The organism is Klebsiella spallanzanii, assembly GCF_902158555.1.
Classification (GTDB): domain Bacteria; phylum Pseudomonadota; class Gammaproteobacteria; order Enterobacterales; family Enterobacteriaceae; genus Klebsiella; species Klebsiella spallanzanii.
Genome location: NZ_CABGGS010000013.1, coordinates 1 through 21,762, shown reverse-complemented (window position 1 = coordinate 21,762; position 21,762 = coordinate 1). Strand labels below are relative to the sequence as shown.

Annotated in this window: 22 protein-coding genes and 1 riboswitch; of the genes, 9 read left to right on the top strand and 13 right to left on the bottom strand. The window is 54.7% G+C overall.

Going from position 1 to position 21,762, the window contains the following annotated elements:
- Positions 1-52: 52 nt before the first annotated feature.
- Positions 53-1,393: an anaerobic C4-dicarboxylate transporter gene (locus tag FN082_RS14400; RefSeq protein ID WP_142981823.1), complete on the top strand. Its 1,341-nt coding sequence runs from the start codon at positions 53-55 to the stop codon at positions 1,391-1,393.
- Between the two features lie 43 nt (positions 1,394-1,436).
- Here FN082_RS14400 and FN082_RS14395 read toward each other — a convergent pair whose 3' ends face one another.
- The 10 genes from FN082_RS14395 to rsd all read right to left on the bottom strand — a co-directional run bounded on the left by FN082_RS14395 (position 1,437) and on the right by rsd (position 10,203).
- Entirely contained in the window at positions 1,437-1,754 is a 318-nt protein-coding gene (locus tag FN082_RS14395; protein ID WP_139538257.1) for a PTS lactose/cellobiose transporter subunit IIA, read from the bottom strand.
- A 3-nt stretch (positions 1,755-1,757) separates the two neighbouring features.
- Positions 1,758-2,063 carry a PTS sugar transporter subunit IIB gene (locus tag FN082_RS14390; RefSeq protein WP_041143545.1) on the bottom strand — a complete coding sequence of 102 codons (306 nt, stop codon included), beginning with the start codon at positions 2,061-2,063 and terminating at the stop codon, positions 1,758-1,760.
- Between the two features lie 171 nt (positions 2,064-2,234).
- Positions 2,235-3,767: a sensor domain-containing diguanylate cyclase gene (locus FN082_RS14385; protein WP_139538258.1), complete on the bottom strand. Its 1,533-nt coding sequence runs from the start codon at positions 3,765-3,767 to the stop codon at positions 2,235-2,237.
- Between the two features lie 320 nt (positions 3,768-4,087).
- Entirely contained in the window at positions 4,088-5,221 is a 1,134-nt protein-coding gene (thiH, locus tag FN082_RS14380; RefSeq protein WP_142462310.1) for a 2-iminoacetate synthase ThiH, read from the bottom strand.
- Positions 5,218-5,988 carry a thiazole synthase gene (gene thiG / locus FN082_RS14375; protein ID WP_142981822.1) on the bottom strand — a complete coding sequence of 257 codons (771 nt, stop codon included), beginning with the start codon at positions 5,986-5,988 and terminating at the stop codon, positions 5,218-5,220. The genes thiH and thiG overlap by 4 nt, the downstream gene beginning before the upstream one ends.
- Before the next feature lies 1 nt (position 5,989).
- Positions 5,990-6,190: a sulfur carrier protein ThiS gene (gene thiS, locus FN082_RS14370; RefSeq protein ID WP_139538261.1), complete on the bottom strand. Its 201-nt coding sequence runs from the start codon at positions 6,188-6,190 to the stop codon at positions 5,990-5,992.
- Positions 6,174-6,929 carry a HesA/MoeB/ThiF family protein gene (locus FN082_RS14365; protein WP_139538262.1) on the bottom strand — a complete coding sequence of 252 codons (756 nt, stop codon included), beginning with the start codon at positions 6,927-6,929 and terminating at the stop codon, positions 6,174-6,176. The genes thiS and FN082_RS14365 overlap by 17 nt, the downstream gene beginning before the upstream one ends.
- Positions 6,922-7,557 (bottom strand): thiamine phosphate synthase, encoded by a 636-nt coding sequence (gene thiE, locus FN082_RS14360; protein ID WP_142981821.1) that lies wholly within the window; start codon positions 7,555-7,557, stop codon positions 6,922-6,924. Before thiE ends, FN082_RS14365 begins: the two co-directional genes overlap by 8 nt.
- Positions 7,557-9,452 carry a phosphomethylpyrimidine synthase ThiC gene (gene thiC / locus FN082_RS14355; RefSeq protein ID WP_139538264.1) on the bottom strand — a complete coding sequence of 632 codons (1,896 nt, stop codon included), beginning with the start codon at positions 9,450-9,452 and terminating at the stop codon, positions 7,557-7,559. The genes thiE and thiC overlap by 1 nt, the downstream gene beginning before the upstream one ends.
- Before the next feature lie 85 nt (positions 9,453-9,537).
- Positions 9,538-9,651: riboswitch (TPP riboswitch) on the bottom strand.
- Between the two features lie 54 nt (positions 9,652-9,705).
- The gene (gene rsd / locus FN082_RS14350) at positions 9,706-10,203 is read right to left on the bottom strand and encodes a sigma D regulator (RefSeq protein WP_142981820.1); all 498 of its coding nucleotides are present in this window, start codon (positions 10,201-10,203) and stop codon (positions 9,706-9,708) included.
- 95 nt (positions 10,204-10,298) lie between these two features.
- On the opposite strand from rsd, the gene nudC reads away from it, so the two are divergent.
- The 6 genes from nudC to FN082_RS14320 all read left to right on the top strand — a co-directional run bounded on the left by nudC (position 10,299) and on the right by FN082_RS14320 (position 14,781).
- Complete coding sequence (nudC, locus tag FN082_RS14345; RefSeq protein ID WP_139538266.1) at positions 10,299-11,072, top strand: NAD(+) diphosphatase; 774 nt, start codon at positions 10,299-10,301, stop codon at positions 11,070-11,072.
- 166 nt (positions 11,073-11,238) lie between these two features.
- Positions 11,239-12,303: a uroporphyrinogen decarboxylase gene (gene hemE, locus FN082_RS14340; protein WP_139538267.1), complete on the top strand. Its 1,065-nt coding sequence runs from the start codon at positions 11,239-11,241 to the stop codon at positions 12,301-12,303.
- 9 nt (positions 12,304-12,312) lie between these two features.
- The gene (nfi, locus tag FN082_RS14335) at positions 12,313-12,984 is read left to right on the top strand and encodes a deoxyribonuclease V (RefSeq protein WP_142981819.1); all 672 of its coding nucleotides are present in this window, start codon (positions 12,313-12,315) and stop codon (positions 12,982-12,984) included.
- A gap of 42 nt (positions 12,985-13,026) precedes the next feature.
- Entirely contained in the window at positions 13,027-13,617 is a 591-nt protein-coding gene (locus tag FN082_RS14330) for a YjaG family protein (protein ID WP_139538269.1), read from the top strand.
- Between the two features lie 186 nt (positions 13,618-13,803).
- On the top strand, positions 13,804-14,076 hold the full coding sequence (gene hupA, locus FN082_RS14325; protein ID WP_004097675.1) for a nucleoid-associated protein HU-alpha: 273 nt from the start codon (positions 13,804-13,806) through the stop codon (positions 14,074-14,076).
- A 12-nt stretch (positions 14,077-14,088) separates the two neighbouring features.
- Positions 14,089-14,781: a DUF1481 domain-containing protein gene (locus tag FN082_RS14320; protein WP_139538275.1), complete on the top strand. Its 693-nt coding sequence runs from the start codon at positions 14,089-14,091 to the stop codon at positions 14,779-14,781.
- 3 nt (positions 14,782-14,784) lie between these two features.
- Here the strand turns inward: FN082_RS14320 and zraP are convergent, their stop codons facing one another.
- Positions 14,785-15,219 carry a zinc resistance sensor/chaperone ZraP gene (gene zraP / locus FN082_RS14315; protein WP_142981818.1) on the bottom strand — a complete coding sequence of 145 codons (435 nt, stop codon included), beginning with the start codon at positions 15,217-15,219 and terminating at the stop codon, positions 14,785-14,787.
- A gap of 251 nt (positions 15,220-15,470) precedes the next feature.
- Between zraP and zraS the strand changes: the two genes are divergently transcribed.
- Together zraS and zraR are read left to right on the top strand one after the other, a co-directional pair.
- The gene (gene zraS / locus FN082_RS14310; RefSeq protein ID WP_142462304.1) at positions 15,471-16,862 is read left to right on the top strand and encodes a two-component system sensor histidine kinase ZraS; all 1,392 of its coding nucleotides are present in this window, start codon (positions 15,471-15,473) and stop codon (positions 16,860-16,862) included.
- Positions 16,859-18,190 carry a sigma-54-dependent response regulator transcription factor ZraR gene (gene zraR / locus FN082_RS14305; protein WP_139538272.1) on the top strand — a complete coding sequence of 444 codons (1,332 nt, stop codon included), beginning with the start codon at positions 16,859-16,861 and terminating at the stop codon, positions 18,188-18,190. The genes zraS and zraR overlap by 4 nt, the downstream gene beginning before the upstream one ends.
- Here the strand turns inward: zraR and purD are convergent.
- Together purD and purH are read right to left on the bottom strand one after the other, a co-directional pair.
- Positions 18,187-19,476 carry a phosphoribosylamine--glycine ligase gene (purD, locus tag FN082_RS14300; RefSeq protein WP_139538273.1) on the bottom strand — a complete coding sequence of 430 codons (1,290 nt, stop codon included), beginning with the start codon at positions 19,474-19,476 and terminating at the stop codon, positions 18,187-18,189. The genes zraR and purD overlap by 4 nt on opposite strands.
- A 15-nt stretch (positions 19,477-19,491) precedes the next feature.
- Positions 19,492-21,081, bottom strand: coding sequence for a bifunctional phosphoribosylaminoimidazolecarboxamide formyltransferase/IMP cyclohydrolase (gene purH / locus FN082_RS14295; RefSeq protein WP_139538274.1), 1,590 nt, complete (start codon positions 21,079-21,081; stop codon positions 19,492-19,494).
- Positions 21,082-21,762: the final 681 nt, after the last annotated feature.

Below are 21,762 nucleotides of genomic sequence, written 5' to 3'. Positions count from 1 at the left end.
AAACAACGCGGGGAGAATTGTCGTTATTTAATGGATAGCTTCCGGGGGATGCATGGAATTTTCTATACAGCTCATCATTATCTTAATCTGTCTATTCTATGGTGCAAAAAAGGGCGGCATTGCGCTCGGTCTTTTAGGCGGCATTGGGCTAGTTATCTTAGTCTTTGTTTTTCATCTTCAGCCGGGAAAACCTCCCGTCGATGTCATGCTGGTGATTATCGCGGTGGTCGCCGCTTCGGCGACGCTACAGGCCTCCGGCGGTTTAGACGTGATGCTGCAGATCGCTGAGAAACTCCTGCGGCGCAACCCTAAATACGTCTCGATAGTGGCACCATTCGTCACCTGTACACTGACGATTCTTTGCGGCACCGGCCATGTGGTGTATACGATCCTGCCAATTATTTACGATGTTGCGATTAAAAATAACATTCGGCCGGAAAGGCCGATGGCAGCGAGTTCGATTGGCGCTCAGATGGGAATTATCGCCAGCCCTGTTTCCGTGGCAGTCGTCTCGCTGGTGGCTATGCTCGGTAATTTTACTTTTAACGGCAAACACCTTGAATTCCTCGATCTACTGGCGATAACGATTCCGTCAACGCTGCTAGGGATCCTGGCTATTGGTATCTTTAGCTGGTTTCGCGGTAAAGACCTCGATAAAGACGAGGCCTTTCAGGCTTTTATTGCGGTGCCGGAAAACCACCACTACGTTTATGGCGATACCGCTACCTTGCTGGATAAGAAGTTACCAACCAGCAACTGGATTGCAATGTGGATTTTTCTCACCTCGATAGCGGTTGTTGCATTACTCGGTGCCTTCTCTGAACTGCGCCCGGCATTCGACGGCAAGCCGCTGTCGATGGTGCTGGTGATCCAGATGTTTATGCTGCTCTCCGGGGCGCTCATTATCATCATTACCAAAACCAATCCGGCATCGATTTCTAAAAACGAGGTTTTTCGTTCGGGGATGATCGCTATCGTCGCGGTGTACGGGATCGCGTGGATGGCGGAAACTATGTTCGGCGCGCATATGACCGAAATTAAAGGCGTGCTGGGGGAAATGGTCAAAGAGTATCCGTGGGCCTACGCCATCGTACTGCTGATGGTATCGAAGTTTGTGAACTCCCAGGCGGCAGCGCTGGCGGCGATTGTTCCGGTGGCGTTGGCGATTGGCGTCGATCCCGCCTATATTATCGCTTCCGCACCCGCTTGCTACGGCTATTACATTCTGCCCACCTACCCAAGCGATCTGGCGGCGATTCAGTTCGATCGTTCAGGTACCACGCATATCGGCCGCTTTGTGATTAACCATAGCTTTATTCTGCCAGGATTAATCGGCGTCAGCGTCTCTTGCGTCTTTGGCTGGGTATTTGCGGCGATGTACGGTTTTCTTTAACAGGATTCAGGCGCCGCTACCGGCGCCTGTTAAATCGTCGAGGCTATTGTGCCAGTGGAATTCGGCGGTAGAGCTCGATCATATCGGTTGCCAGATCCTGAATGACCATCGCGTTCATCAGGTGGTCCTGAGAGTGAACGGTAATCAGGTTGACTGGAAGCTTGCCGCTGCCTTCGTCCAGACCGATCAGCTGGGTTTGAATTTTATGCGCATGTTTTACAAACTCATGGGATTCCGCCATAGCCTGTTCGGCTGCGGCAAAATCACCTTTACGCGCCAGCTGCAGAGCGGTTAAAGCAGAACTCCGCGCGGAACCCGCATTAACCAGCAGCTCCATGATGATCGTTTCTAAATCTTCCATCTCTTACTCCATCAACTTCAGGGCTTTATCAAGCACGGCATCGCCTTTCATCATGCCGTAATCCATCATATCGATAACGGCGACTTTTTTACCGAACGGATCGGCCAGCGCCTGTAGTTTGGCTTGTTCATACTTAACCTGAGGACCGAGCAGGATAATATCGGCGGCAGCAAGATTATCTTTAAACTCTGCGACCGGTACGGCTTTGATGGAGACTTCAACACCTTTCTGTTGTGCAGCTGCCTGCATACGTTGAACCAGCATACTCGTGGACATACCCGCGGCACAGCATAAAACGATATTCTTCATAGTTTTTGGCCCTTATGTTCCTTGATGTACCATCTTTATCGCGGGCAGGGAGGTGGGACAACCGCTTTACGGTGATTGTGTGTAAGTCATCACAAAATAATGAAACCGGTTTCGGTTTTATGACTGAAAACAGTAAAACCCGGCAAGGCGGGCTTACCGATGAGGGATATCTTAAGTGCGGACGATACGATTTTTGCCCTGCTGTTTAGCTTTATAAAGCGCTTCATCAACGCTTACGACCAGTTGCTCCAGAGGCTCCATATTCCATTCGCCCAGGCCCGCGCTAAAGGTCACCGTTAATCCCTCTTCACGCCAGGAGCGCTGGGCGACGCTTGCTCGCCAGTTTTCCAGCAGCATTAGAGCGTTATCGATATGTCCAGCGGCAAATATCACCGCAAACTCTTCGCCGCCGTAGCGGTAAAGCGAAATCTGCAGCGGTTGCAGGATCTGTAACCCTTCGCGAGCGACGTTGCGTAAAACGATATCACCATTAAGATGGCCCCAGGTGTCGTTTATTGATTTGAAATTATCGATATCAACCAGCGCGAGGGCGAATGGCTGATGATCGTTCATCAACGCGGCGATATCGCTGTCGAAGGCGCGACGGTTTTTACAGCCAGTAAGCGCATCGATGGTCGCCTGGCGAACGTAGGTGAGCTCGCGCTGCTTATTGCTCTCAATGGCTTTGCTGAGCATCGCTTCCAGGCGTGGGGCGCGTTGAACATCCCCTGTTTTAATGGCATTGATGATGTTCATCAACACGGTACGCGAGGCATGGCGCAGGTACAGTCCGAACAGCACAATAACGATAGAGGCCAGGGTAAAGCTCCAGGCGACAATGTCCGTTTCATGGCGTGTTAAGTTGATAAGCGTTGAGTTGGCGACACGATAAATGATAAACCAGTCTGGGTTGGTAAATGAGTAGTAGTAGTACCAGACTTCATTATCCGCATCATAAAGCTGGCCTTCGCCGCTGGTCATTCTGTCCATCAATGCGTCGCTGACGTAGGGTTTAAATAAAGCGCCAGGGTCTGGATGGAGAACGACTTTACCATCGCGCTGGACGACAAAAAACTCACCCTGAACGGGAGCGACCATTTGTCGTAATGCGTACCCCATTGATGTGAGATCGAGATGAAAAGCGAGGCTCCCTTTTAGCCGTCCTTCTGGAGAGATAATCGGTTTATAGAGGGTAATCGTCGGATGATGGGTGAAATAGTCGAGATAGGGGCTGGTATAGAGACTGAAAGTACTGGCTTCCGCCTGTTTGATAAACCATGGGCGCGATTTGGCATCAAAGGTCCGGCTATCTTCAGTCTCGAGGACTTCAGGAACGCGCAAATAATGCCCGTTTGTGTCTGCCAGCGAGATTGATGACACTGTCTGCATCATGTTCTGCAACTGCATTAACAGCATCAAACCTTTTTCAGGATTGATGTTAACGGCATTATTCAGCTCATCATTACGTGCAAAGAAAGTCGCGGCTCGGGTGAGGATAAAGTCATTTCCCCGCAGCAGCGTTTCCGTATAGTTCGTCGCCATATTGTGGGTGAAATTGCGGTTAATATGGTGATAGTCCTCAAGAAAATCTTTCCGCTGCGTCATCGTGGCAAACACCGCGATAAGCAAGAAGCTGAGTAAAATACCCGCAAATCCAATCAAAATCGGCGTGGTGAAAGAGAGCTTTCTATTATGACGAGCCATGAGTCGTAAATCGTTCCAGAAGCGTTAAACCGTGGATGAAGACGCAGGTTTAGCCAGCATGCCTGCTGAGCGAATCAGATAAATCTCCGGTAATTATAACGCTGACGTTGTGATATAGACTGATTAATATTCCATATTAATGGAATTACCTGAGTAGCAAAGAGGATGGAGCAGGGCGAAAATGAGGAAGAGCTATCATTCGCCCTGGACAGCATCCACTGCTGACGAAGGCAGGATAGAGAAACGGGAATCAGGCAACAATCTCCCGTTTCTCTTATTACGGCCATGCACGAAGAACTTTTAAGACGTTACATTCTTCTTCATGATGACTGGGAAGCGCGTCCCAGCCAGCTATCCCAATCCTTCCAGACCGGCTGCAGTCCGCTGGCTACCAGCGCGCTGGCGACCTCTTCCGGGCGGCGATCGTCGTGAGGTGCGAACTGCTCCAGCTCTGGATGGTTATCGGCATAACCGCCGGGCTGCGTTTTTGAAAATGCGCTGACGTTATTGATTGCCAGCGGGATAACCCGATCGCGGAACCAGGGCGATTCGCGGGTCGAGAGCGAAAGCTCAACTTCCGGGGATAGCAGACGGAAGGCGCAAATCGTTTGCACCAGCTGTCGTTCATCCATTAATGAGGCGGGTTCAATGCCTCCGGCGCAGGGTCGTAATCGCGGAAAGGAGATAGAGTAGCGGCTGCGCCAGTAGTGCTGCTGGAGCCACAGCAGATGCTCCGCCACCATAAAGCAATCCACGCGCCAGCTGTCGGAAAGGCCAATTAATGCGCCAAGGCCAATCTTATCAATTCCCGCTTGTCCGAGCCTGTCCGGCGTATCCAGCCGCCAGAAGAAATCCTGTTTTTTGCCTTTCAGATGATGTTTTGCATACATGCTTTCGTGATAGGTCTCCTGATAGACCATCACGCCATCCAGACCGAGAGTTTTGAGTTCGGCGTACTCCTCCATCGCCAGCGGCTGTACCTCCATATGTAGCGAAGCGAACTGGCGGCGAATTGCGGGCAGATGCTGACGAAAGTAATCCATACCGACTTTGCCCTGATGTTCACCGGTGACCAGTAGCAGATGCTCAAAACCCATTTCGCGGATTGCCGCGCACTCACGGGCAATTTCGGCATCATCCAGGGTTTTGCGTTTGATGCGGTTACTCATTGAGAAACCGCAATAGGTGCAGTCGTTGGCGCACAGATTAGAGAGATAAAGCGGGACATAAAAACTGACGGTATTGCCAAAACGCTGGCGGGTCAGGCGCTGAGCACGCTGTGCAAGAGGCTCCAGATAGCCAGCGGCGGCTGGGGAGAGCAGGGCCATCATATCGTCGCGGCTGAGCTGTTTTGCTGCCAGCGCCCGTTCAACGTCGGCCGGCGTTTTGCTGTTGATACGCAGGCGGATATCGTCCCAGTCCAGCTTCCGCCAGCGGTCGGTAAAGGTGTTCATGCCAGCGCCTCCAGAAAGCCGGTCAGCGGGCTGGTGGCCTGGGCCTGCGTACTGCGAGCGCCGGGTCCCGCCTGTCGCGCCAGCAATCCGGCATCGATAGCCAGGCGGAACGCGCGAGCCATTGTCACCGGATCGTCGGCGACGGCGATAGCGGTATTCACCAGGACCGCGTCGGCCCCCATTTCCAGCGCCTGCGCTGCATGGCTGGGAACGCCAATGCCTGCATCAACTACCACAGGAACCGTGGCCTGCTCGATAATAATCTCCAGCATTGCTTTGGTTTCCAGTCCTTGGTTGGAGCCAATGGGCGCGCCGAGCGGCATCACCGCCGCGCAGCCCACTTCTTCCAGACGTTTGCACAGCACCGGGTCAGCGCCGCAATAAGGCAGTACCACAAATCCTTCCCGCACCAATATCTCGGCTGCTTTTAGGGTTTCAATTGGGTCAGGGAGAAGCCAGCGGGCATCCGGGTGGATTTCCAGTTTCAGCCAGTTGGTCCCCAGCGCTTCCCGTGCCAGGCGTGCGGCAAATACGGCTTCTTCCGCCGTTTTGGCCCCGGAAGTATTGGGCAACAGGCTGACGCCAGCTGCCAGCAACGGCGCAAGGATAGCGTCATTATGCTGACGAAGATCGACGCGTTTCATCGCCAGCGTAACCAGCTGGCTACCGGAGGCGCGGATGGCCTCAACCATGACCTCGGGGGCAGCGAATTTACCGGTGCCGGTGAAAAGATGTGATTCAAAGGTTTTATCTGCGATACGTAACATGTCAGCCTCCAGCGATAACCTGAAAAAGCAGGATCTGGTCGCCTTCCTGCAAAAGATGATCTTCCCAGCGCTCGCGCGGCAGGATGTGTTGATTGAGCGCCAGCGCGACGCCCGGCTGTAGCTGCTCCAATTGAGTGAGCAGGGCGGCGACGGATGTCGCGTCGGCGCACTGGAACGGTTCGTCGTTAAACCACACCTGCATGCTGACCTCCGCATACCGGGCAACCCTGGGCCCGCTGGAGCGCGAGTGTGCGCCAGTTGCTGGTCCGGGCATCGAACAGGCGCAGGGTATTGCGCGGCGTTGCCATGCCGCTGAGCAGCTTGATTGCCTCCAGCGCCTGTAAGGTGCCCATCATGCCGACAACCGGCCCAATAATGCCCGCCGTGCGACAGTTGCGTTCAGGTTCGGTAGCGTCCGGCCACAGGCAGCGGTAGCAGCCCTGTTCCCATGGCGGTGTCAGCACCATCAACTGGCCTCCCAGTCCGACAGCGCTGGCGGTAATCAGCGGTGTTTCAAGCGCGACGCTGACGGCGTTAATTTCCTGACGGGTCGCCATGTTATCGGTGCAATCCAGCACTACATCGGCCTTTGCCACTTCGTCCTGTAGTGCCTGACCACTTAATCGCTGCTGTAGCGTAATCAGTTCAATCTGCGGGTTGAGGCGTGCCAGCCGTTCTCGGGCGGCGCTAGTTTTTGGCTGCGCGATATCATCGCTGGTGAACAAAATTTGCCGCTGTAGGTTACTCACGTGCACTTCATCGTCATCGGCTAGCACCAGCGTACCGACGCCAGCCCCTGCCAGGTAAAGCGCGGCAGGTGAACCCAGCCCGCCGAGGCCGATGATCAATACTCTGCTGGCCAGCAGCTTTTGCTGGCCTTCGATGGCGATATCTTCCAGCAGCAGCTGGCGGCTATAGCGCATAAAATCGCTGTCATTCATCGCCAGCTCCTGCTATTTCCAGCAACTGTGCTGTTGTCTGTCGCCAGTCAGCCGCCTGTGTGATGGCGCTGACGACCGCAATACTGCCGACGCCGGTTGCCAGAACCGCTGGAGCGCGGTCAAGGCTGATTCCGCCGATAGCGACCGTCGGATAATCCCCCAGACGCTGGATATGCTGCGCGAGCTGTTCCAGACCCTGAGGGGCGGAAGGCATCTGCTTGGTTTGCGTCGGGAAAACGTGGCCGAGGGCGATGTAGGAGGGACGAGCAGCCAGTGCGATATCCATTTCCATATCGTCGTGAGTAGAGACGCCAAGGCGCAGTCCGGCGTTGCGGGTTGCGCTGAGATCGGTGGTTTCCAGATCCTCCTGGCCCAGATGCACGCCATAAGCCTGATGTTTAATGGCCAGGCGCCAGTAATCATTAATAAACAGCCGCGCATCGTGTTGGCGTCCCAGAGCAATGGCGGCGATCACATCGTCTTCAACTTCACTATCACGTTTGTCCTTGATGCGCAGTTGTATCGTACGAACGCCCGCAGTCAGCAAACGTTCAATCCACTCTACGCTATCGACGACCGGGTAGAGTCCTAAGCGGAAAGGGACGGATGGAAAATCGGGTTGGTACATCAGGCTTCCTCCTTACGTAGATAGATTTCACTGCCGCGGGCGCGAAAGTTTTCCGACATATCCGCCATCCCCACTTCGATTGTCTGTGCAGCGGCGTAGTCGCGAACTTCCTGGCTTATCTTCATTGAGCAGAATTTGGGGCCGCACATAGAGCAGAAGTGGGCCACTTTGCCGGATTCCTGCGGCAGGGTTTCGTCGTGGTAAGCGCGAGCGGTGAACGGGTCGAGCGCCAGATTAAACTGGTCTTCCCAGCGGAACTCGAAGCGTGCTTTCGACATGGCATTATCGCGGATCTGCGCACCGGGATGGCCTTTGGCAAGATCGGCGGCATGGGCGGCAATTTTGTAGGTAATCAGGCCCTGCTTAACGTCTTCTTTGTTCGGCAGGCCGAGGTGCTCTTTTGGCGTCACATAGCAGAGCATCGCGCAGCCAAACCAGCCAATCATTGCCGCGCCAATTCCCGAGGTGAAGTGGTCGTAGCCCGGCGCGATATCGGTGGTTAGCGGCCCTAAGGTGTAGAAAGGCGCTTCGTGGCAGTGTTCCAGCTCTTCGGTCATATTGCGCTGGATCATCTGCATTGGCACATGACCCGGACCTTCGATCATCACCTGCACGTCGTATTCCCAGGCAATTTTAGTTAGCTCGCCCAGCGTATGCAGCTCGGCAAACTGCGCTTCGTCGTTTGCATCCTGAATGGAACCTGGACGAAGGCCATCGCCCAGCGATAGGGAAACATCATAGGCGGCGCAAATTTCACAGATTTCACGGAAATGCTGATAGAGGAAGTTTTCCTGATGATGGGAGAGGCACCACTTCGCCATAATCGACCCTCCGCGAGAGACGATTCCGGTCAGGCGTTTGGCGGTCATCGGCACGTAGCGTAGCAACACGCCGGCATGGATGGTGAAGTAGTCAACCCCTTGTTCGGCCTGCTCCAGCAGCGTGTCGCGGAAGGCTTCCCAGGAGAGATCTTCGGCGATCCCGTTGACCTTTTCTAACGCCTGGTAGATCGGTACGGTGCCGATCGGTACCGGACTGTTACGTAGGATCCATTCGCGGGTTTCGTGAATATAGCGACCGGTGGAAAGGTCCATTACCGTATCCGCGCCCCAGCGCGTAGACCACACCAGCTTCTCGACCTCTTCTTCGATAGATGACGTCACCGCTGAGTTACCGATATTGGCGTTAACCTTCACGAGGAAGTTGCGGCCAATAATCATCGGCTCGGATTCCGGATGATTGATATTGGCGGGGATAATCGCGCGCCCGGCGGCGACTTCATCACGGACAAACTCTGGCGTAATGTTTTCCGGTAGCCGTGCACCAAACCCTACGCCTGAATGCTGTTGGCGTAGCACTTCGCCACGAATACGCTCGCGGCCCATATTTTCACGGATGGCGATAAACTCCATCTCCGGGGTGACGATACCCTGGCGCGCGTAATGAAGCTGGGTCACGCATTTCCCGGAGATAGCGCGTTTCGGCGTTAGCAGGCCGCTAAAGCGCAGTTCGTCGAGGCCATCATCGGCCAGCCGCTGTTGGGTATATGCTGAGCTACGATTGCTGAGTTCTTCGCAGTCGCCACGCGCTTCAATCCACGGCTGACGTAGCTTTGCCAGGCCTTGCTGAACGTTGATGGCGATCTTCGGGTCACCATAAGGACCTGAAGTATCGTATACCGGGATTGCTTCGTTATCTTCGTATTGAGGATTATCTTTTGCGCCGCCAATAAGCGTCGGACTCAGCTGAATTTCGCGCATTGGGACGCGAAGATCTCCTCGCGAGCCGTGGATATAGATGCGTTGCGAATTGGGAAATGCGGTGCCTTCCAGCGTATCGATAAAACGCTGTGCGTGTTCACGTTGCTCTCGACGCGTGAGTTTTGTTGTAGACATAGCTCATTCCAGTAAAACAGGATATGGCTTGCCAGACGACGGATGGAGTAACAGATGCGATCGGGCCCGGATGGGCTGACGCTAAATGCAGTTTACTCTTGTTCCCTTCGCAGGTATTAGCCTGATCAGGTTCCGCGGATCCCGAATTAACGGTCTCAGCCTTTTCCAGTGAGGAAAATGGGCACTCCGACAAGATGACATCCCCTCTCAGCGAGGGGGAATGTATGTAAACTACGCGTTAATGGCTCACAACTCAAGCGGTCGGCGCGATATTGTCGCTGACGTTGTCTTTCCAGTTGTGGGCTACGGCGAGGGCGATCAGTTTGTCTTCCAGCGCAAAACGCGCTTCCAGCGCTTCGCCGATATCCGACAGCGCCTGCTGAAACTCAAGGTAGTTGTCATGATCGATAGCGTTTTCGAGGCAGGAGTCGTAATAATCCATGATCTGCTGGGTATTGCCCTGCAGCTGTGGATAAATCTTAGTCGCGGCTAAAAGTGGCGTATCGCCTTCCAATTCGCCGATAAAGCGTTCATAAATACTAAAATGGCCGGAGGAGAGGTAGTCCACCAGGCTTTGACAAAAATCATCCAGCGCTTTCTCGTTAAGCCGCATAAATGATTCTTTGCCAGGCTTCAGGCCAACCAGGTTGTAGTAAGCCACGAGCAAATGCTTACGTACTTGTAGCCAGCGATCGACCAGTTTATTGCTGCCTCCAACACGTTCCGTCAGGTTTTCCAGCTGGTTTAACATGGTTGACTCCGCAAGTTTTTAAGAGAAATACGTTGCTCACCAAAATGTAAATTTAATGTTAAAAGTGCCAGTAAAATGAAGGTAGTGCAATAGATATGGATCGTATTATTGAAAAATTAGATCGCGGCTGGTGGATAGTCAGCCACGAACAGAAATTATGGTTACCCGACGGGGAATTACCACATGGCGAAGCGGTAAATTTTAATCTTGCGGGGCAACCCGCGCTGCGGATAGGGGAATGGCAGGGCGAACCGGTATGGTTAGTGCGCCAGGATCGTCGCCATGATATGGGATCGCTGCGCCAGGTGCTCGATCAGGACGCTGGTCTTTTTCAACTGGCAGGGCGCGGGATCCAACTGGCGGAATTCTACCGTTCGCACAAATTCTGTGGCTATTGCGGGCATCCGATGCATCCCAGCAAAACCGAATGGGCAATGCTTTGCAGCCACTGTCGTGAACGCTATTACCCGCAAATCGCACCGTGCATTATCGTCGCTATTCGCCGGGATGATTCTATTCTGCTGGCGCAGCATACTCGCCACCGTAACGGCGTGCATACGGTATTGGCCGGGTTTGTCGAAGTTGGCGAAACCCTGGAGCAGACCGTTGCCCGCGAGGTCATGGAGGAGAGCGGAATTAAGGTGAAAAACTTGCGCTACGTAACCTCCCAGCCCTGGCCATTCCCGCAATCGCTGATGACCGCGTTTATGGCCGAGTACGATAGCGGCGAAATTGTTATCGACAAGAAAGAGCTGCTGGAGGCGGGATGGTATCGCTACGACGATCTGCCGCTTCTGCCGCCACCGGGTACCGTAGCGCGACGTCTGATTGAAGATACCGTGGCGATGTGTCGGGCAGAGTATGAGTGACATGTTACATACACTTTATCCTTCAAATTGCCTCTTTGTTGGCTGCTTTCACTTACCCCAGTCACTTACTTGAGTAAGCTCCTGGGGTTCATTCAATTGCCGCCTCGATCCACTTTGAATGATTTTGTGTATAAACTTGGCGCATCAACGCTAAAGGAATGTAAAAATGACCGAACTGAAGAACGATCGCTACCTGCGCGCGCTGCTACGCCAGCCGGTTGATGTCACCCCGGTGTGGATGATGCGCCAGGCGGGTCGCTATTTACCGGAATATAAAGCGACCCGCGCCGAAGCGGGCGATTTTATGTCGCTGTGTAAAAACGCCGAGCTGGCCTGTGAAGTCACGCTGCAGCCGCTGCGCCGCTATAAGCTGGATGCGGCTATCCTCTTCTCGGACATTCTCACTATCCCGGACGCCATGGGGTTGGGGCTCTATTTCGAAGCCGGAGAAGGCCCGCGTTTTACCTCGCCCATCACCTGCAAAGCGGATGTCGACAAACTCCCTGTTCCTGACCCGGAAGGTGAACTTGGCTATGTGATGAACGCCGTACGTACGATTCGCCGCGAGCTGAAGGGTGAAGTGCCGCTGATTGGCTTCTCCGGTAGTCCCTGGACGCTGGCGACCTATATGGTGGAAGGTGGCAGCAGCAAAGCCTTTACCGTTATCAAAAGGATGATGTATGCCGAGCCGCAAGTGCTGCACGCGCTGCTCGATAAGCTAGCGAAAAGCGTCACGCTGTATCTGAACGCGCAAATCAAAGCGGGCGCGCAGTCGGTGATGATTTTTGACACCTGGGGCGGGGCGCTGACCGGCCGCGATTACCAGCAGTTCTCTTTGTATTACATGCACAAAATCGTCGATGGCCTGCTGCGTGAAAACGATGGCCGCCGCGTGCCGGTGACGCTGTTTACCAAAGGCGGCGGGCAGTGGCTGGAAGCGATGGCGGAAACCGGCTGCGATGCGCTGGGGCTTGACTGGACCACCGATATCGCCGATGCACGTCGTCGCGTCGGTCATAAAGTTGCCCTGCAGGGAAATATGGATCCTTCAATGCTTTATGCCCCTCCGACGCGTATCGAAGAAGAAGTGGCAACCATTCTTGCCGGATTCGGCCAGGGTGAAGGCCATGTTTTCAATCTGGGGCACGGGATTCATCAGGACGTCGACCCGGAACACGCGGGCGTATTTGTCGAGGCGGTACATCGGTTGTCGGCGCAATACCACCGTTAAGGAGTGACTATGGATTTGGCATCGCTACGCACCCGACAGCTGGAGCTGGCGGAATCGGTTGAACGGGGCGATCGTCTGGATCGCGATCCGCCAATGTTGATCGGCGGGGCGGATGTTGGATTTGAGCAAGAGGGCGAAGTCACCCGGGCGGCGATGGTGCTGCTGAGCTATCCGTCGCTGGAACTGGTGGAATATCAGGTGGCGCGCGTTGCCACCACGATGCCCTACATTCCCGGTTTCCTCTCCTTTCGCGAAACGCCTGCACTGCTGGCGGCGTGGGAACAGCTTTCAAAAAAACCTAATCTCTTATTCGTCGATGGTCACGGTATTTCCCACCCGCGTCGCCTCGGCGTTGCCAGCCATTTTGGTCTGCTGGTGGATGTCCCGACGATTGGCGTGGCGAAAAAACGGCTGTGCGGTAAGTTTGAGCAGTTGGGCGATGAACCCGGCGCGCTGGCGCCATTGTTGGATAAAGGCGAGCAGTTGGCATGGGTTTTACGCAGCAAAGCGCGCTGTAATCCGCTGTTCGTCAGTACGGGGCACCGCGTTGGCCTTGATAGTGCGCTAATGTGGGTAGAACGCTGCCTGAAAGGGTATCGTCTGCCGGAGCCGACGCGTTGGGCTGATGCGGTGGCGTCCCGCCGTCCGGCCTTTATGCGTTGGCAAGCAAATCACGGCTGATTCAGGTACACTGCGGCTAATTTCTGACTTCGAGAATTCATCATGTTACAAAACCCGATTCACCTGCGTCTGGAGAGGCTGGAAAGCTGGCAGCACGTCACTTTTATGGCCTGTCTGTGCGAGCGGATGTACCCCAACTACGCTATGTTCTGCAAGCAAACGGAGTTCGCCGATGGCCAACTGTATCGCCGTATCCTCGATCTGATCTGGGAAACGCTGACGGTAAAAGATGCGAAAGTGAATTTCGATAGTCAACTGGAGAAACTGGAAGAGGCGATTCCGGCCGCTGATGATTACGACATGTACGGCGTTTACCCGGCCATCGACGCATGCGTGGCATTGAGCGAATTGATTCATTCGCGGCTGAGCGGCGAAACGCTCGAACATGCGATCGAGGTGAGCAAAAGTTCCATCACCACCGTCGCGATGCTGGAAATGACCCAGGCTGGTCGCGAAATGACCGATGAAGAGCTCAAAGAAAACCCGGCTGTTGAACAAGAATGGGACATTCAGTGGGAGATTTTCCGTCTTTTGGCCGACTGTGAAGAACGCGATATTGAACTGATCAAAGGACTTCGTGCAGACCTCCGCGAGGCTGGTGAGAGCAATATTGGTATAAATTTTCAGCAATGAGACCAGAAAACGTGATTTACCGCCTGAATTGTAGCGTCTGAAGGCTTCCATTCCGCCCCCCGTCTGGTCTACATTTGGGGGGCGAAAAAACGTGGCTATCGGTGCGTGTATGCAGGAGAGTGCTTTTCAGGCATTTCCGTCGCACTCGATGCTTAGCAAGCGATAAACACATTGTAAGGATAACTTATGAACAAGACTCAACTGATTGATGTAATTGCGGACAAAGCTGACCTGTCCAAAGCACAGGCGAAGGCTGCCCTGGAATCTACCCTGGCTGCAATTACTGAGTCTCTGAAAGAAGGTGATGCTGTTCAACTGGTTGGTTTCGGTACCTTCAAAGTGAACCACCGCGCTGAGCGTACTGGCCGCAACCCGCAGACCGGTAATGAAATCAAAATCGCCGCAGCAAACGTACCGGCATTTGTTTCAGGTAAAGCTCTGAAAGACGCAGTTAAGTAAGACCGCGTGGCAGTGTACAGTTTTATCGAAGGGGCTTGTCGGCCCCTTTTGTCTACCTGGCGCCGCACGCTGGCGCTGGTAGGCGTATTGCTGCTCACTGCCTGCAGCCATGATTCTTCTCTCCCGCCGTTTACTGCTAGCGGATATGCGGATAACCAGGGAGCGATGCGGATCTGGCGTAAAGATTCCTCCGGTGAGGTCCATCTCCTTGCCGCATTCAGTCCGTGGCGTCATGGCAATACCTCGACCAGCGAGTACCGCTGGCAGGATGGTCAGCTTGCGCTAATTGAACTCAACGTCTACGGCAAACCCCCGGAACATATTCGCGCCCGCTTTGATGCACAGGGCGAGCTCAGCTTCATGCAGCGTGAAATCGATGGGCAGAAGCAGCAACTTTCCAGCGATCAGGTCGCGCTATACCGCTACCGTGCGGAGCAAATTCGCCAGACCAGCGATGCCTTGCGTCAGGGGCGGGTTATGCTACGCCAGGGGCGCTGGCATGCTAACCAGACGGTAACGACCTGCGAAGGTCAGACCGTGAAGCCTGACCTCGATGCGCGGGCGCTGGCCCATATTGAACGCCGACAGAATCACTCAACCGTTGAGGTGAGCGTAGCGTGGCTGGAGGCGCCGGAAGGGTCTCAGCTGCTGCTGGTGGCAAATGAAGACTTCTGCACCTGGCAGCCAACCGAGAAAAGTTTCTGAGCCTTACCAGTGGTTCATTCCCATATGACCGCGTCCTCCGCCACAGTTTCCACGTCCCATTCCCTCTCCGCGAGGAATACCCGCCTGTGCCAGGGCGAGATCGAATTTAACCCGCTGCTGGGTCAGCTTCTGACCGAGAGCTTCCATTTCCTGGGCAACGGATTCAATTTTTGTACTGTCCGGTTTATCCGCAGTTAACAACGCATTGTATTCGTAGCGTTTTGAGGTGAGTTGTTGCCGTAGAGCACGGGTTTGCTCATAGAAATCGTTATGTAGCTTCTGGGCTGTGGCCTGCTGTTCGGTGGTCAGCTGACTATAGCCCTGCGGGCCCATTCCGTTGCCGTTATTCCAGTGGTGCCTGGCCAATGCTGAGCTGCTGCCAAAGGTCAGTGCGGCGAGAGTAATGAGTGTCAGAGTCAGTTCTTTGTTCCGTTTCATGGTTTATTCTCCTGGGTTATGGTTACTTACTGATTTGCATCTTCCGTGCCAGGATGGAAATGCCACAGGATATAGGGTGTTCTGGGCCATCAGCAGATGACAGTGAGTAAAAATGACTCGCTGTAAAGCGCGCCGCGGGTCATTTTTACTCGATCTCCTTCCCGGTTTATGTCTGAAGAGAGGTTAGGCGGGGAGGAAAAATGGCATGATTTCTGCTGGGATACATGGAGTCTGAACAAAGGGAGTTCGCAATGAACGTGATGCGGTTGTCAAAGGATACCGTCGCTGTTGGGCTGAGCTGGCTATTAACTGGCCTTATCTTGCTGCTGGTGTGCCTGTTTTCCGCGTTAATTGTGCGCGACTATGGCCGTGAAAATGAAGCTGCGCGCCAGACAATCCAGGAAAAGGGCAGCGTGTTGATTCGTGCCCTGGAGTCCGGAACCCGCGTGGGTATGGGAATGCGTATGCATCATGCCCAGCTTCAGGCGCTGCTGGAAGAGATGGCCTTGCAGCCTGGAGTGTTGTGGTTTGCGGTGACGGATGAGAGTGGCAAAATTATCGCCCATAGCGATCCGCAGCGGGTCGGTGAGTTGCTCTATTCCACCAATACGATGCGTGAGCTGAATATTGATAGCAAGGAGCGTTGGCGGCGGCTGGGACAGCCGGAGCCCGCGCTGGAGATTTATCGTCAATTTCGCCCGCTTAGCGGCGGAGGCGGGCATCATATGCGTATGATGATGCGTCGCGAATCTGCCGATCTGCGTACTCAAGCGCCGCAGGTTATTTTTATTGCCTTTGATACGCGTGAACTGGATGCCGACAATGCTCGTGGCCTGAGGAATATGGTCATCATGCTTTGCGCGGCAGGCGTAGTGATGGCGGCAACGGTGCTGGCGCAGTTCTGGTTCCGCCGCTATCAGCGCTCACGTAAGCAACTGCAGGAGGCGACGGCGCGTAAAGAAAAGCTGCTGGCGATCGGGCATCTTGCTGCGGGCGTGGCACATGAAATTCGTAACCCGCTGTCATCCATTAAAGGGCTGGCAAAGTATTTTGTTGAACGTACCCCACCTGATGGTGAAGCGCATCAGTTAGCTCAGGTGATGGCGAAAGAAGCCGATCGTCTGAACAGGGTCGTCAGCGAGCTGCTTGAGCTGGTACGTCCGGCGCATTTAACCTGGCAATCGGTCAATCTGAATGAAGTGATTACTCATTCGCTTCAACTGGTTAGCCAGGATGCCGCTAGCCGGGCGATAATGCTTCAGTTTACCCCACAGCCTACGCTATGCCGCATCCAGGCCGATCCGGATCGTTTGAACCAGGTGCTGCTGAATCTCTATCTTAATGCTATCCATGCTATTGGCCGAGATGGCGTGATTACGGTGGCAGCGAGTGAATGCGGCGACGGGCGAGTAAAGGTGAGCATTGCGGACAGCGGCAAGGGGATGACGGTGGAGCAGTTACAGGCCATTTTCACCCCGTACTTCACGACCAAGGCCGACGGCACCGGACTGGGCCTGGCAGTGGTGCAGAACATCGTTGAGCAGCACGGCGGGGCGATTCACGCCGAGAGCACTCCCGGCAAGGGGGCACTATTTACTCTCTATCTGCCGGTTAACGGGCAACAGAAGGATGAACAAGGATGAGAGGCGAGCAGGCCGATATTCTGGTGGTGGACGATGATATTAGTCACTGCACTATCTTACAGGCGTTGTTACGGGGTTGGGGATATCAGGTTGTGCTGGCCCATAACGGTGTGCAGGCGCTGGAGCAGGTACGCCAGCGAGTGTTTGATCTGGTGCTTTGCGATATCCGCATGGCGGAGATGGACGGCATTGAAACGCTTAAAGAGATAAAGTCCTGGAATCCGTCGATTCCGGTACTGATCATGACCGCATACTCCAGCGTCGATACGGCGGTGGAAGCGCTGAAATCCGGTGCGCTGGACTACCTCATCAAGCCGCTGGACTTCGACAAGCTGCAACAGACGCTGTCTCAGGCGCTGGTGCATACGCGCTCGAGCGATTATCCCGTAGCAGGTACTCCTGCCGTCCAGTTTGGCATGGTTGGCGATAGCCCGGCGATGCAGGCGCTGTTGAACAATATTGCGCTGGTTGCGCCCTCCGATGCGACGGTATTAATTCACGGCGAGTCGGGAACCGGAAAAGAACTGGTGGCGCGTGCGCTGCACGCCAGCAGCGCACGACGCGATAAGCCGCTGGTGACGCTGAACTGTGCGGCGCTCAATGAGTCTTTGCTGGAGTCTGAACTGTTCGGCCACGAGAAAGGGGCGTTTACCGGCGCGGATCGACGGCGGGAAGGGCGTTTTGTTGAAGCGGACGGCGGCACGTTATTTCTGGATGAAATTGGTGATATCACACCGCTGATGCAGGTACGGTTGCTGCGTGCAATACAGGAACGCGAAGTGCAGCGCGTGGGCAGCAATCAAACCCTTTCGGTCGATGTGCGGCTGATTGCCGCCACCCATCGTGACCTTGCCGAAGAAGTTAGCGCGGGGCGTTTTCGCCAGGATCTCTACTATCGCCTGAACGTGGTGGCTATCGATATGCCGCCGCTGCGCCAGCGCCGGGAAGATATTCCCCAGCTTGCTCACTATTTCCTGCAACGCTATGCCGAACGTAATCGCAAAGCGGTGCAGGGTTTCACGCCGCAGGCGATGGATTTACTGATCCATTACGACTGGCCGGGTAATATTCGTGAGCTGGAAAACGCGGTAGAGCGGGCGGTGGTACTGCTGACGGGGGAGTATATTTCTGAACGCGAACTGCCGCTGGCAATTGCCGGTACACCGGTACCGGATATGTTGCTCGGTGATGATGTGATTCAGCCGCTGGTGGAAGTAGAAAAAGAAGCAATCCTTGCGGCGCTCGAAAAAACGGGCGGCAACAAAACTGAAGCCGCCCGTCAGTTGGGCATTACGCGCAAAACGTTGCTGGCAAAGCTTAGCCGTTAATTCTGCTCGCGTTCAATGGCGCGCCAGCCGATATCATTACGGCTGAAGCTGCCATCCCAGCGAATATCGGTCATCAGAGCGTAAGCGCGCTTCTGCGCCTCGGCAACGGTGTTGCCCAGCGCGGTGGCGCACAGTACGCGGCCGCCGCTGGTCAACACGCGGTTGTCATCAGCGAGTTTAGTTCCGGCGTGGAAAACCTTACCGTCAGCCGCGTCTTCCAGCGGCAGGCCGTGGATCTCATCGCCAGTATTGTAATTGCCCGGATAACCGCCCGCGGCAATCACCACGCCCAGCGAGGCGCGTTCGTCCCACTCGGAGGTTTTCTCGTCCAGTTTGCCGTCGCAGGCGGCCAGGCACAGCTCTACCAGATCCGATTTCATGCGCAGCATGATCGGCTGGGTTTCCGGATCGCCGAAGCGGCAGTTGAACTCGATAACCTTCGGGTTACCCTGTTTGTCGATCATCAGACCGGCATACAGGAAGCCGGTATAGGTGTTTCCTTCCGCCGCCATGCCTTTCACGGTTGGCCAGATGATGCGTTCCATGGTGCGCTGGTGAACTTCATCGGTCACCACCGGAGCCGGTGAATAAGCCCCCATGCCGCCGGTATTCGGGCCGGTATCGCCATTGCCCACGCGTTTGTGGTCCTGGCTGGTGGCCATCGGCAGAACGTGCTCGCCGTCGACCATCACGATAAAGCTCGCTTCCTCGCCATCGAGGAACTCTTCGATCACGATACGATGTCCCGCGTCGCCAAAGGCGTTACCGGCCAGCATGTCGTGAACGGCAGCTTCTGCTTCTTCCAGCGTCATCGCCACGATAACGCCTTTACCGGCGGCCAGGCCGTCGGCTTTGATAACGATCGGCGCGCCTTTCTCACGCAGATAGGCCAACGCTGGCTCAATCTCTGTGAAGTTCTGATATTCCGCCGTCGGGATCTGGTGACGGGCGAGGAAATCTTTAGTGAAGGCTTTGGAGCCTTCCAGCTGCGCAGCGCCTTCAGTTGGCCCGAAGATCTTCAGGCCAGCGGCGCGGAACGCATCGACCACGCCAATCACCAGCGGCGCTTCCGGGCCGACAATGGTCAGGTCAATCTTCTCGTTCTGGGCAAAGCTCAGCAGTGCCGGGATATCGGTGACGCTAATAGCCACGTTTTGCAGCGCGGGTTCCAGCGCGGTGCCTGCGTTACCCGGCGCCACAAAAACGGTATCGACCAGCGGCGAATGCGCCGCTTTCCAGCCCAGGGCGTGCTCGCGCCCGCCGTTGCCAATCACTAATACTTTCATCGTATGCTCCGTGAATTAATGGCGGAAGTGGCGCATGTCGGTGAAGATCATCGCGATGCCGTGCTCGTCAGCGGCGGCAATCACCTCTTCGTCGCGAATAGAACCACCAGGCTGGATAACGCAGCTCACGCCAACGGCGGCGGCGGCATCAATGCCATCGCGGAACGGGAAGAATGCGTCGGATGCCATGGCGGAACCTTTCACTTCCAGGCCCTCATCACCGGCTTTAATGCCCGCGATTTTGGCAGAGTAAACGCGGCTCATCTGGCCTGCGCCTATCCCGATGGTCATATTCTCTTTGGCGTAGACAATAGCGTTGGATTTAACGAATTTTGCGACTTTCCAGCAGAACAGCGCATCGCGCAGCTCCTGCTCGGTCGGCTGGCGTTTAGAGACCACGCGCAGTTCACCTTCGGTGACCATACCCAGGTCGCGATCCTGAACCAGCAGGCCGCCGTTAACGCGTTTGAAATCCAGACCCGGTACACGCTCAGCCCACTGGCCGCAGGTCAGCACGCGCACGTTCTGTTTGGCAGCTGTAATCTTCAGTGCTTCTTCAGTCGCAGATGGGGCGATGATCACTTCAACAAACTGGCGGGAGATGATGGCCTGCGCGGTTTCAGCATCCAGCTCGCGGTTAAAGGCGATGATGCCGCCGAACGCAGAGGTCGGGTCGGTTTTATAGGCGCGGTCATAAGCGTCGAGAATAGAGGTACTTACCGCCACGCCGCATGGGTTAGCGTGCTTCACAATAACGCAGGCCGGCTCGCTGAATTCTTTGACGCATTCCAGCGCGGCATCGGTGTCGGCAATGTTGTTATAGGAGAGGGCCTTACCCTGAACCTGCTGTGCGGTAGCCACGGAAGCTTCTTTGACTTCTTCTTCTATATAGAAGGCGGCCTGCTGGTGGCTGTTCTCGCCGTAGCGCATATCCTGCTTCTTAATGAAGTTCAGGTTCAGCGTACGCGGGAAGCGACCGGCGGCCTCTTTGCTTTCGCCGTGATAGGCCGGAACCATGGTGCCGAAGTAGTTGGCAATCATGCTGTCGTAGGCGGCGGTGTGTTCGAAGGCTTTAATGGCGAGGTCGAAGCGGGTGTCGAGGGTTAGGGAGCCTTCATTAGCATCTATCTCTTTAATGATGGCATCGTAGTCGCTGCTCTTTACCACGATGGCGACGTCTTTATGGTTCTTTGCCGCTGAGCGAACCATGGTCGGACCGCCGATATCAATATTCTCTACGGCATCTTCCAGCGAGCAACCCTCACGGGCAACGGTTTGAGCAAACGGATAGAGGTTAACGACCACCATATCAATAGGCGCGATATCATGTTGCGCCATAATGCCGTCATCCTGACCGCGACGACCGAGAATGCCACCGTGAACTTTCGGATGCAGGGTCTTCACGCGTCCATCCATCATTTCCGGGAAACCGGTGTAGTCAGAGACTTCGGTTACCGGCAGACCTTTCTCAGCCAGCAGGCGTGCGGTACCACCCGTAGACAGTAGCTCGACACCACGAGCGGAAAGCGCCTGCGCGAATTCGACGATACCGGCCTTGTCAGAAACACTGAGCAGAGCGCGGCGGACTGGACGACGTTGTTGCATGGTATTAAATCCCCAGGATTTGAATATTACAGAGAGCGTTAGGTGAGCTTTTGCCTAAAAACTCACCTAACGCACCCAACCGGGCGTCCTTGTTATAGCGCGGCATTGTAACGAAAACGTTTGCGCAACGCTCGCGAATTTTTATCTTTCTCCTTTTTGCCCTGAATTGCTGCTTATATAGAGGAGCAAGATGGCCTCGATAGAAGGTAATTGCTCACGGTCTGTGGATAATTCTGTGTGTAACAGGGTATAAAGCGGGGTTTTGCTGGGGAATGCAGCAGTCAGTCATTTTTCTGCAATTTAACTATTGCGGATGCTCGGGAACTCCCTATAATGCGCCTCCATCGACACGGCAGATGTGAATCACTTCACACAAACAGCCGGTTGGTTGAAGAGAAAAACCTGAAAATAAACGGTTGACTCTGAAAGAGGAAGGCGTAATATACGCCACCTCGCGACAGAGCGCTAAAGCGCGTCGCAACTGCTCTTTAACAATTTATCAGACAATCTGTGTGGGCACTCAAAGTGACATGGATTCTTAACGTCCTCGGACGAAAAATGAATACCAAGTCTCAAAGAGTGAACACGTAATTCATTACGAAGTTTAATTCTACGAGCATCAAACTTAAATTGAAGAGTTTGATCATGGCTCAGATTGAACGCTGGCGGCAGGCCTAACAC